Origin of the sequence: Burkholderia sp. Ac-20379, assembly GCF_017104645.1 — a bacterium.
GTDB lineage: Bacteria > Pseudomonadota > Gammaproteobacteria > Burkholderiales > Burkholderiaceae > Burkholderia.
Genome location: NZ_JAAGPF010000247.1, coordinates 1 through 11,331, shown reverse-complemented (window position 1 = coordinate 11,331; position 11,331 = coordinate 1). Strand labels below are relative to the sequence as shown.

Sequence of the window (11,331 nt, the reverse complement as noted above, 5' to 3'; positions counted from 1 at the left end):
GCCGGGCTGGGCCGGCGGGCCTTCACGGCCGTAGCCGCGGCTCAGGTCGCCGGCCTGCACGGGCCGGGCGCGCACGCCGGGGCGATCGGGCAGCGTGGCGGCCAGGTTGCGCGATGCGACGATCCGCCCATCCGCCGTGGCGGCCGCGAACGACAGCGCGCCGTTGCCGAACACCACGCTGGTCAGGCGCTCGGCGTGCGTGCCGACCTCGGCGGGCGTGGCCAGTTCCTCGGCGAGCCGCCGCGCGTGGCGGGCGGCCAGCACCACGTCGAGGTCGCTCTGCTGGCTGACCTGACGGTCCAGCCCGAGATAGACGTAGGTGCCCACCAGCGCGAACACGGCCAGCGTCATCGCGCCGAACGCCACCGCCAGCGCGATCGTCAGCGAGCGCGCGCGCATCAGCCGGCGTCCTTCAGTTCGAGCACGTAGCCCACGCCGCGCACGGTGTGGATCAGCTTGGCGGGGAAATCGTCGTCCATCTTGACGCGCAGGCGCCGGATCGCCACGTCCACCACGTTGGTGTCGCTGTCGAAGTTCATGTCCCACACATACGAGGCGATCTGCGTGCGGCTCAGCACCTCGCCCTGGCGGCGCGCCAGCAGGTGCAGCAGCGAGAATTCGCGCGGCGTCAGGTCGATGCGTGTCGCACCGCGCCGCACGCGGCGGCGCATCACGTCGATTTCGAGGTCGCCGATCGCGATCCATTCGGTTTCGCGCGGCGGGCCGCGCCGCGCCAGCGTGCGCACCCGCGCCAGCAATTCGACGAAGGCGAACGGCTTGACCAGATAATCGTCCGCGCCGAGTTCGAGGCCGCGCACGCGGTCTTCCACGTCGTCGCGCGCGGTCAGGAACAGCACCGGGGTGGATTTGCTCGCGCGCAGGCGCTTGAGCACGTCCCAGCCGTCGAGCACGGGCAGCATGACGTCGAGCACGATCACGTCGTACTGCTCCTCCTCGGCCAGCAGCAGGCCGTCGGCGCCGTCGGCCGCCAGATCGACGCTCAGGCCCGATTCCTCCAGGCCCTTCTTCAGATAGGCGCCGGTTTTCGGTTCGTCTTCGACTACGAGGATTCGCACCGCGCGCTCCTGTCCCATGAATACGCGCCGATGGTACCGGGATTCGGGAACGCCGGGCGATCCGGCGCGGCGGATGACAAAAATGTAATCGGGAGCCCGAACGGACGGCCCGCCCGGCGCGGCGCCGGGGCCGACGGATGACAGGCTTGTCATGCGGCGCGCGGCGACCGCTCGCGGAATCGGGCGGGGGCGGGGGCGGGCGCGAGGGCCTGGGCCGCGAGGCGACGATGGCAGCCGATGGCCGCCGGGGCTGGATCGGCCGCGCCCGCCCGTGCTCACGCCACCCGGAATACCCCCACCGCCTCGGTCAACTGCCGCCCCTGCCCGTCCAGCGCGTTCGACGCGGCGGCCGCCTGCTCCACCAGCGCCGCGTTGTGCTGCGTGACGTCGTCCATCTGCACGATGGCGATGCCGATCTGCTCGATGCCCTGGCGCTGCTCGGCCGACGCGGTGGCGATCTCGCCGACGATCGCCTTCACGCGCGCCACGGCCTGCGTCACGTCGCGCATGATGCGCCTCGCCTCGCCGGCCAGCCGCGAGCCGTCCGCCACCTTGCGCGACGAATCGCCGATCAGCGCGTGGATCTCCTTGGCCGCCGACGCGGCGCGCTGCGCCAACTGGCGCACCTCGCCCGCCACCACCGCGAAGCCGCGCCCGTGATCGCCGGCCCGCGCCGCTTCCACGGCGGCGTTCAGGGCAAGAATGTTGGTCTGGAACGCGATGCCCTCGATCATGCCGGTGATGTCGGCGATGCGCCGCGCGCTGTCGCTGATCTCGCCGATGGTGCCCACTACCTGCTCGACCGACGCGCTGCCGCGCCGCGCGATGTCGGATGCCTCGAGCGCGAGCGCGCTGGCCGCGTCGGCCGATTCGGCGTTGCGCCGCACGGCCGCCGTCATCTGCTCCATGCTGGCGGCGGTTTCCTGCAGCGAGGCGGCCTGCTGCTCGGTGCGCGCCGACAGATCCGCGTTGCCCGAGGCGATCTGCGCCGCGCCGGTGGCGATGCCTTCGGCCGAGGCGCGCACGGTGCCGAGCAGGTCGATCAGCCCGGCGCGCATACGTGCCAGCGAGGCCAGCATGCTGCCGGCCGGCGCGCGCGCCGCGCCGTCGAGCGCGGACAGATCGCCTGCGGCGAAGCGCGCGATCGCGCCGGACAGCACGGCCGGCTCCGCGCCGAGCGTGCGCAGGATGCTGCGCGAGGCGGCCAGCGTCAGCAGCGTGACGATCGCGCCGAGCACGGCGAGCGCCGCCAGCGATTTGCCGAGCATCCGGTAGTAGGCCTGACGAATGTCGTCCTGGTAGGCGCCCGCGATGAAATCCCAGCCCCACGGCGCGAAGCGCTGCGCATAGCCGAGCTTAGGGCTGGGCTCGGTTTCGCCCGGCTTCGGCCACCAGTATTCGAGGAAGCCGCCGCCTTCGGGCGATGCGCCGGCCGCCGCGATGCCCTGGTACAGCGCATAGCCGTGCGCGTCGTGCCAGTTCGACATGTCCTTGCCGTTCAGCGCGGGCGAGGTGGGGTGCATGACCATCACCGAATTCGCGCCGATGATCGTCACGTAGCCGTTGCCGGCGTAGCGCAGATCGGCGATGCGTGCGATCGCCTCGCGGCGCGCGGCGTCCATGTCGAGCTTGCCGGCGCGCGCGTCGCGCTCCAGCCCCTGTGCCACCGACGCGGCCATCAGCACCACGTTGCGCAGATCGGCGCGCCGTTCGCCCAGTTGCAGATCGCGCGCCTGCCAGGCGCTCCACACCGCCAGCACCACCAGCCCCACCCAGGCCAGCGCGAGCGGCAGCCACAACTTCTTGCGCAGCGTCATCCCGTTCATCAGGAATCCGTCCGAAAAAAAGAGCGCGCGCCGCCTGCCCTCCGGCCGGCAACGCGCGCGGTCAACAGCGGCAGCCGCCGGGCCGGGCCGGCCGCTGCCGCACTCGCTCGCACAACGGGTTTCGCCCTGGCTCAGAACACCGTGCGCAGGCTCAGGCTCGCGCCGAAGTTGTTGGCCTTGCCGGCGAACGTCAGCGGGCCGTTCGGATCGTTGACCGACGCGCCCGACAGATGGCTGTGGTCCACTTCGAGGTACACGTCGGTGCGTTTGCTCAGGATGTAGTCGGCGATCCCGTAGACGGTCTGGATCGTGCCGCTGTGGCCCGGCGACACGTTGTTCGCGTGATCGTAGGCGTACGAAGCGATGAAGCGCCATTGCGGCGACAGCGCGTAGGTGGCGCCCACGCGCAGGAACGCGTCGTTGCGTGCGCTGGTTTGCGCGCTGCCGGCAGCCGTCGTGACGTTGCTGATGATGTTGGTGTTCGACAGCGGGCCGCCGGAGTTGGCGGCGGCCACGTTGAAGCCGGCGTCGCGGCGCGCGTCGATGCCGTACAGGAACATGCCGACCGGCCCCCACGCATAGGTGCCGCCGAACGAGCCGACCACCAGCTTGTGGCCCGTGCCATCCTTCGATTCCGCGCCGGCGATCCCCACCTTGCCGCCGGTGAAGCCGTAGATCAGCGAGGCGGTGGTGGTGCTGCCCGACGCGTTGCTGCCGGGCTGGCCGCCGAACGCGTGCTGCACCTGCAGCGTGACCGGGCCGAACGCCTTCTCGTACTGCACGGTGTTGTCGAAACGGATGCCCACCAGGAACAGCGACCAATCCGTGGCGTTGATGTTGCCGCCGCCGATCGGATCGAAGTTGAACGCGTAGAAGTTGTAGATCCCGCCGTACTGGCGGCCGAGCTTGACGGTGCCGAAGCGGTCGCTCTGCAGGCCCACCCAGGCGAAGCGGCCGAACAACTGGCCTTGCTGGTCCGACTTGCCGTTGGCGATGTTGAAGCCCGATTCGAGCTGGAAGATCGCGCGGTTGCCGCCGCCCAGGTCTTCCACGCCCTTCAGGCCCCAGCGATTGCCGTTGACCGCGCCTTCGTTGACGCCGGTGGTGTTGCCGGCCGCCGAGGTCTGGAACCGCACGGCCTCGTCGATCAAGCCGTACAGCGTGACGCTCGATTGTGCGTGCGCCACGCCGCAGGCGAGCGCGATCCCCATTCCGCCGATGATCTTTTTCATTCGAATTCCTGATTGATTCGTTCTGGCCGCGTGGGTCGAAAGTGCCGCGCGGCATTCGCTCCGCCTGCGATGTGTCGTCCGTGCCATCGCAGGCAGCCCCTGCTCCGCGCCCCGCGCGGCCGGTCTTGGCCGGTTCGTGCGGGACGTATCCCCGAGCACGGTTGATTCTGTTGCAGCGTCGCGGGCAGGTCGAACTTGAAAATTAAATCGCGCGCATAAGGAATTCGAATACCGGAATGCGCCGGGCACGCACGTGCGAAAACCGCCAGGCGCAGATGCGCCCGGCGGCCGGAACCGAGTAAAACAAGGACATGAACGCGCCGGAGCGCGCCTACACCATGACGCGCGCCGCCCCTTCGCCGAGACGCGCCGCGTAGGCGCGCACGGTGTCGACGGCGATCTCGACGAGCCGCTCGGTCAGATCCGAGCCGGTGCGCCACGCGATCACGAACGGCAGCGGCGGCGGCACTTCCAGCCCTTCGAGCCGGCGCAGCGTGCCTTTTTCGAGCGGCAGCGTGACGAGCGCGGGCGGCATCGCCGCCACGCCGAAGCCGGCCTGGGTCAGCTGGATCATCGCGGCCACCGAATTCACGCAGCTCACGCGCGCCTCGCCGATGCCGAACGATTGCATGAGCCGCAGCAGATCCTGATGCGGGCGCGAATGGCGCGAATAGGTGATCAGCCGCTCGTTGCCGAGGCGGCGCAGCGCGGCGGTGTCCGATTCCTCGGGCTGCAGCCCGCTCACGCGCGAATTGGCGGCCGCGATCCACACCACGGCCAGTTCGAGCACCTCGACGCTGCGGATGGTTTCATCGCGCAGCATGTCGGTCTGGATCACCATGTCGAGCATGCCGCGCCGCAACTGCTCGTTCAGATTGAGCGCGGTGTCGGACGTCACTTCGATGTCGAGGTTCGGGTAATGGGCCATCACGTCGGCCACGAAATCGACGAACCACGAGTGGATCGCGCTGTCCATCGCGCCGATCCGGATCGTGCCGTAGGCGAATTTCTCGCCCTGCAGCGATTCGTAGAGCTGCGTCATCGACTGGCTGACCTGCTCGGCGTGGCGCAGCACGCGCTCGCCCTCGCGCGTCAGCGTCACGCCCTTCGGCTCGCGCTTGAACAGCTTCGCGCCCAGCTCCTGCTCCAGCACCGAAATGCGGCTCGAGATGGCCGCCTGCGTCGAATGCAGCTTTTCCGCCGCCAGGCTGAAACTGCGCAGCTTGGCGACCCAGATGAACGTCTCGAGGAACTTCAGATTCACGCCGCGCCTCCTTGCGCCTCCGGACGGCAAAAGCCGGATTGCGCTGGCAACCCGGCTTTTGCGTCCTGCCGGCGGCGCTGGGGCGCGCCGCCGAACCTGCACCAGCTATACATCAGAATCATTTTGACGGCTACCTCGCGCCCGCAGGCGCCGCGCCGCTTACATCATCACGTACAGCAGCACGATATTGACGGCCAGCAGCGCGAACGCGGTCGGCACCTGGGCGCGGATCACGCCGTACTTGTCGCGCAATTCGAGCAGCGCGGCCGGCACGATGTTGTAGTTCGCGGCCATCGGCGTGAGCAGCGTGCCGCAGTAGCCGGAGAACATGCCGATCGCGGCCAGCGGCGCGGGGTTCGCATGGAACATGCCGATCAGCACCGGCACGCCGATGCCGCCCGTCATCACCGGGAACGCCGCGAAGCCGTTGCCCATGATCACCGTGAACAGCGCCATGCCGATGCAGTACACGGCCACCGCCACCAGCTTGACGTCGAGGCTCACGTAGGCGGTGGTCACGTGCGCCACGGCCTTGCCCACGCCAGCATCGGCGAACACCAGGCCGAGCATGCCGAGCATCTGCGGCAGCACCACCGCCCACGACAGCACGTCCACCAGGCGGCGCGCTTCCAGCACGCCCTGCTGCGGCGTGTCGCGCGTCAGGGTGCAGGCGAACGCGAACGCCACCACGCAGCCGATGCCGAACGAGGCCAGCGTGGCGTTCTTCGGATCGATCACGGCCGTGCCGCCGAACACCAGATGCGGCGCGAGCAGCGTGCCGATCACAGTGACCAGCGGAATCGTCAGCGCGGGCAGGAACAGCCGGTTGCCGAGCCGCAGCGCGCTGTCGCGGCGCGCCTGCTCGGTGGGCACCTTCGGCTTGCCGCCGACCACGCCGCCGAAACCGGCCACCAGCGCCATCGCCACCACCAGGATGCCGACCACGTCGGCGGGCAGCTTGTCGCCGGCCAGGAACACGATGCCGTAGACGATCCAGAACGCACCGGCCAGGAAGCGCTTCGGATGCGCGCGATCGCTGACGATCACGCCGCCGATCACGATCAGCAGGATGCCGAGGATCCAGAAAAATACGTTGAGCGAAACGATCATGCCTGTTCTCCTTGTGCGCGATCGAGATGCGGCGCGGCGGCCGGGGCGGCCGCCTGGCGCGCCACCCAGCCATCGAGCCGGTACAGCCGGAAGCCGTGGATCGCGAACGCCGCCACCGCGGTGGGGATGCCGTACATCGCCACGTGCATCGGTTCGACCGACACGCCCGATTCCTTGAGGAACGTGACCATCAGCACGATCGCGCCGAACGCCACGAACACGTCCTCGCCGAAGAACAGCCCGACGTTGTCGGCCGACGCCGAGAACGCGCGCAACCGCTCGCGCACCGCGTCGCCGAGCTTGCCGAAGCGCGCCTCGGCGGCGCCCTCCGCCATCGGCGCGACCAGCGGGCGAACCATCTGCGGATGCCCGCCGAGGCCGGTCAGGCCGACCGCCGCGGTCAGTTCGCGCACCAGCAGGTAGGCCAGCAGCAGGCGGCCCGGCGTGGCGGCGCGAATCCCGCCGATCCAGATCTGCGCGCGCTCGCGCAGCCCGTGCCGTTCGAGCAGGCCGATCACCGCGAGCGGCAGCAGGATGATCAGGCTGATCACGCGGGTCTTGATGAAGCCCGCGCCCATCGCGGCGAGCACATGATCGAGCGGGAAGTGCGCCGCGAGGCCGGTCACGACGGCCGCGGCCACCACGATCAGCAGCGGGTTGAAACGCAACGCGAAGCCGGCGACGATCAGCGCGACGCCGACAAGCGGGTACAGGTTCACGGTTGACTGCATCGAAGGATCTCCAGGTGCTACAGGGTGTGTGGGCGCCGCCCGGAACCCGGGCGGCGCGGCCATCTCGGTGCGCGTGCGCCGCCTGAGCCGCGGCTGCCGCGCACCTGTTCCGATGTCTTATTCCGCGCGGCCGTAGCCGCCGCCGCCCGGCGTTTCGATCACGAACACGTCGCCCGGCTGCACGGTGGTGGTGTGGGTCGCCCCGAAGTGCTCCACCGCGCCGCCCGCGCGCTCGATCCAGTTGCGCCCCACGCTGCCCGCCGCGCCGCCCGCCAGCCCGAACGGCGGCACGCGGCGGCGGTTGGCCAGGATGTTGGCGGTCATCGCCTGGGTGAAGCGGATCCGGCGCACCGCGCCGTCGCCGCCGGCCTGCTTGCCCGCGCCGCCGCTGCCTGCACGGATCGCATGCTGCTCGACGATCACCGGGAAGCGCCATTCGATCACCTCGGGATCGGTCATGCGCGAGTTGGTCATGTGGGTCTGCACGGCCGAGGTGCCGGCATGGCCGCCGCCCGCGCCCGATCCGCCCGCGATCGTTTCGTAGTACTGGCGGGCCTCGTCGCCGAACGTGAAGTTGTTCATCGTGCCCTGCGAGCCGGCCAGCACGCCGAGCGCGCCGTACAGCGCATCGGTGATCGATTGCGACACCTCCACGTTGCCCGCCACCACCGCGGCCGGATACACCGGGTTCAGCATCGAGCCCTTCGGAATCACGATCTCGATCGGCCGCAGCACGCCTTCGTTCATCGGCATGTCGTCGTTCAGCAGCGTGCGGAACACGTACAGCACGGCGGCCTTGCAGACCGAGCCGGGCGCGTTGAAGTTGCTCGCGCGCTGCTCGCTGGTGCCGGTGAAATCGACGCGCGCCGCACCGTGTTCGCGATCCACCGTGACGCGCACGCGGATCGCGGCGCCGTCGTCCATCTCGTAGGCGAATTCGCCGTCCGACAGCGCGGCGATCGCGCGGCGCACGGCCTCCTCGGCGTTGGCCTGCACGTGGCCCATGTAGGCGGTCACGACGCCGGCGCCGTAGCGGCCCACCACGCGCAGCAGCTCGGTCGCGCCGCATTCGCAGGCGGCCACCTGGGCCGTCAGGTCGGCGATGTTCTGGTCGATGTTGCGGCTCGGATACGGGCCTTCGGCAAAGCGCGCGCGCACGTCGGCCTCGAGAAAGCGGCCGGCGGCGACGATCGGCACATTGTCGAGCAGCACGCCCTCTTCCTCGATGGTGGTGCTGTTCGGCGGCATCGAGCCGGGCGTGATGCCGCCCACGTCGCCGTGGTGGCCGCGCGCGGCCACGTAGAACAGGCGCTCGCCGCCGTCGGCGTCGCTGCCGTACACCGGCATCACCACGGTGATGTCGGGCAGGTGCGTGCCGCCGTTGTACGGCACGTTCTGCATGAACACGTCGCCGCGCCGCATCGTCTCGCCGTGCTTGCGGATCACGCTCTGCACGCTGTCGCTCATCGAGCCGAGGTGCACCGGAATGTGCGGCGCGTTCGCGATCAGGCCGCCGTCGCGGTCGAAGATCGCGCACGAGAAATCGAGGCGCTCCTTCATGTTGACCGAGTACGAGGTCTTCTCGAGCGTCACGCCCATCTGCTGCGCGATCGACATGAACAGGTTGTTGAAGATCTCCAGATGCACCGGATGGCGCGCCGTGGTGATCGCGTGCGCCGCGCCGGCCGCTTCGTCGCGGTCGAGGCGCAGCGTGCCGTCGTCGAGCACGGTGGCGGACCAGCCGGCGGCCAGCACGATCGTCGAGATTTCCTCGGTGATCAGCGCGGGGCCGTCGAGCCGCGCGCCCACGGCGAGATCGCGGCGCGCATGCAGCGGCACCGTGGCGGCCCGGCCGTTGGCGTAAAGCGCGGCGCTCGCGCCTTCGGCGGCGGCGGCGTTGGCCTTGCGCGGCGCGGCGCCGTGCAGCATCGGCGGCTCGGTTTCGCCGATCGCCTCCACCACCACGGATTCGATCACGAGCGGCTTGTCGTTCATCGCGAAGCCGTAGCGCTTGCGGTGCAGCGTGTCGAACGCCTGCGCCATCGCGGCGGCGTCGCCGAACGGCACTTCGAGCGTGGAATCGGTGTCGCGGTATTTGAGGCGTGCGGCGCGCGCGGCATGCACGCGCTCGCGCGGCACGTCCTGGTCGAGAATCGCGTTCACCGCGTCGCGTTCGAGGTCGGCGAAGATGGCCTCGGCCGCTTCGACGGATTCGGCGTCGAGCTCGGCTTCCACGGCGCGCTCGCGCAGCACGCGCAGGTCGGCCAGGCCCATGCCGTAGGCCGACAGCACGCCCGCGAACGGGTGCAGCACGATGCGGCGCATGCCGAGCGCATCGGCCACCGCGCAGGCGTGCTGGCCGCCCGCGCCGCCGAACGCGCACAGCGCGTAGTCGCTGACGTCGTGGCCGCGTTCGACCGAAATCGTCTTGATCGCCTGCGCCATGTTGTCGACGGCGACCGCCAGGAAGCCCTCGGCCACGGCCTCGCCCGTCATCGCACGGCCCGTCTCGCGTTCCACCTGGGCCGCCAATTCCGCGAACTTGCCGCGCACCACGGCGACGTCGAGCGGCAGGTCGCCGTTCGGGCCGAACACGTGCGGGAAGTGATCGGGCTGCACGCGGCCGAGCATCACGTTGCAGTCGGTCACGGTCAGCGGGCCGCCGTTGCGGTAGCTGGCCGGGCCGGGATACGCGCCGGCCGATTCAGGGCCGACCTTGAAGCGGCCGTTCTCGAAGCTGCAGATCGAGCCGCCGCCGGCCGCCACGGTGTGGATGTCCATCATCGGGGCGCGCACGCGCACGCCGGCCACCTGGGTTTCGAACACGCGTTCGTAGGCGCCGTCGTAGTGCGCCACGTCGGTGGAGGTGCCGCCCATGTCGAAGCCGATCACGCGGCGCTCGCCGGCTGCCTCGCTGGTGCGCACCGCGCCGACGATGCCGCCGGCCGGGCCGGACAGGATCGCGTCCTTGCCCTGGAAGCGGCCCGCATCCACGAGGCCGCCGCTCGACTGCATGAACATCAGCCGCACCGCGCCCGTGTGCTGCGTGACGCGGCCCACGTAATCGCGCAGCACCGGCGACAGATAGGCGTCCACCACGGTGGTGTCGCCGCGCCCGACCAGCTTCATCAGCGGGCTGACTTGATGGCTGACCGACACCTGCCGGAAGCCGCATTCGCGCGCCAGCTCGGCCACGCGCAGCTCGTGCGCCGGGAAGCGGTAGCCGTGCATCAGCACGATCGCGATCGAATCGATGCCGGCCTCGCGGGCGTCGGCCAGCGCGCGGCGGGCGGCGTCCTCGTCGAGGCCGCGCAGCACCGCGCCTTGCGCGTCGATGCGCTCGTCGATCTCCGCCACGCGCTCGTACATCTGCGCGGGCAGTTCGATGTGGCGCGCGAAGATGTCCGGGCGCTCCTGATAGCCGATCCGCAACTGATCCGCGAAACCGCGCGTGATCGCCAGCAGCGTGCGTGCGCCCTTGCGTTCGAGCAGCGCGTTGGTGGCCACCGTGGTGCCCATCTTGATGACGTCGATGCGTTCCTGCGGCAGCGGCGCCGGCGCCTCGACGCCGATCAGGTCGCGGATGCCCTGCACCACCGCGTCGCGATAGCGCTCGGGGTTCTCCGACAGCAGCTTGTGAGTGACGAGGCGGCCGTCCGGGCGGCGCGCGACGATATCGGTGAACGTGCCCCCGCGATCGACCCAGAACTGCCAGCGGCCGTCGTCGGCCTGGTCGTGCGATTGGGGAAACTGTGCGTCTTGCTGCGTGACATCCATGCCGTCATCTCCGGGGCTTGCCGGCCGCCGTGCCGTGATGCCGGGGCGCGGACCAAACCGTGTTGTGATGGGCGGATTGTCGGCGCGGCCCCGGAATGGCGTCGATGAAGAAAAATAAATCCGCCGTATAACGAAATCCTATTCGCCGGCAGGATGCGCGAAAGCCCCGGCTGGCGGGGCTTTCGGGAAGAAGCAGGAGTGGATGCGGGGCCTGGGGCGGGCCGCGCCCAGACCGGTCGGACCAGCCCGGAGCGGGCCGGAGCGGGCCGGAGCGGGCCGGAGCGGGCCGGAGCGGGCCGGAGCGGGCCGGAGCGG

At 70.1% G+C, this 11,331-nt stretch carries 7 protein-coding genes and 1 pseudogene; all 8 read right to left on the bottom strand.

All coding sequences use genetic code 11. The features are described 5' to 3' along the window. Positions 1-402: pseudogene (locus tag G3N92_RS24580) on the bottom strand (hypothetical protein); the annotation flags it as partial. Further along, on the bottom strand, positions 399-1,076 hold the full coding sequence (locus G3N92_RS24575) for a heavy metal response regulator transcription factor (protein WP_206130200.1): 678 nt from the start codon (positions 1,074-1,076) through the stop codon (positions 399-401). The gene G3N92_RS24575 and the pseudogene G3N92_RS24580, both read right to left, overlap by 4 nt. A gap of 275 nt (positions 1,077-1,351) precedes the next feature. Beyond that, on the bottom strand, positions 1,352-2,902 hold the full coding sequence (locus tag G3N92_RS24570; RefSeq protein ID WP_206130199.1) for a methyl-accepting chemotaxis protein: 1,551 nt from the start codon (positions 2,900-2,902) through the stop codon (positions 1,352-1,354). Positions 2,903-3,033: 131 nt separating this feature from the next. Then, positions 3,034-4,134 (bottom strand): porin, encoded by a 1,101-nt coding sequence (locus G3N92_RS24565; protein ID WP_206130198.1) that lies wholly within the window; start codon positions 4,132-4,134, stop codon positions 3,034-3,036. 331 nt (positions 4,135-4,465) lie between these two features. Further along, positions 4,466-5,398: a LysR family transcriptional regulator gene (locus G3N92_RS24560; RefSeq protein ID WP_206130197.1), complete on the bottom strand. Its 933-nt coding sequence runs from the start codon at positions 5,396-5,398 to the stop codon at positions 4,466-4,468. Positions 5,399-5,557: 159 nt separating this feature from the next. Continuing rightward, entirely contained in the window at positions 5,558-6,508 is a 951-nt protein-coding gene (locus G3N92_RS24555) for a DUF979 domain-containing protein (protein ID WP_206130196.1), read from the bottom strand. After that, positions 6,505-7,239 carry a DUF969 domain-containing protein gene (locus tag G3N92_RS24550; RefSeq protein ID WP_206130195.1) on the bottom strand — a complete coding sequence of 245 codons (735 nt, stop codon included), beginning with the start codon at positions 7,237-7,239 and terminating at the stop codon, positions 6,505-6,507. Before G3N92_RS24550 ends, G3N92_RS24555 begins: the two co-directional genes overlap by 4 nt. Positions 7,240-7,356: 117 nt before the next feature. Beyond that, complete coding sequence (locus G3N92_RS24545; RefSeq protein WP_206130194.1) at positions 7,357-11,016, bottom strand: hydantoinase B/oxoprolinase family protein; 3,660 nt, start codon at positions 11,014-11,016, stop codon at positions 7,357-7,359. Positions 11,017-11,331 lie beyond the last annotated feature (315 nt).

What these genes read in the sequence shown, in the direction of transcription:
- G3N92_RS24570 (WP_206130199.1), bottom strand. Translation starts at nt 2,902, where the DNA reads ATGAACGGGATGACGCTGCGCAAGAAGTTGTGGCTGCCGCTCGCGCTG.
- G3N92_RS24565 (WP_206130198.1), bottom strand. Translation starts at nt 4,134, where the DNA reads ATGAAAAAGATCATCGGCGGAATGGGGATCGCGCTCGCCTGCGGCGTG.
- G3N92_RS24555 (WP_206130196.1), bottom strand. Translation starts at nt 6,508, where the DNA reads ATGATCGTTTCGCTCAACGTATTTTTCTGGATCCTCGGCATCCTGCTG.
- G3N92_RS24550 (WP_206130195.1), bottom strand. Translation starts at nt 7,239, where the DNA reads ATGCAGTCAACCGTGAACCTGTACCCGCTTGTCGGCGTCGCGCTGATC.
- G3N92_RS24545 (WP_206130194.1), bottom strand. Translation starts at nt 11,016, where the DNA reads ATGGATGTCACGCAGCAAGACGCACAGTTTCCCCAATCGCACGACCAG.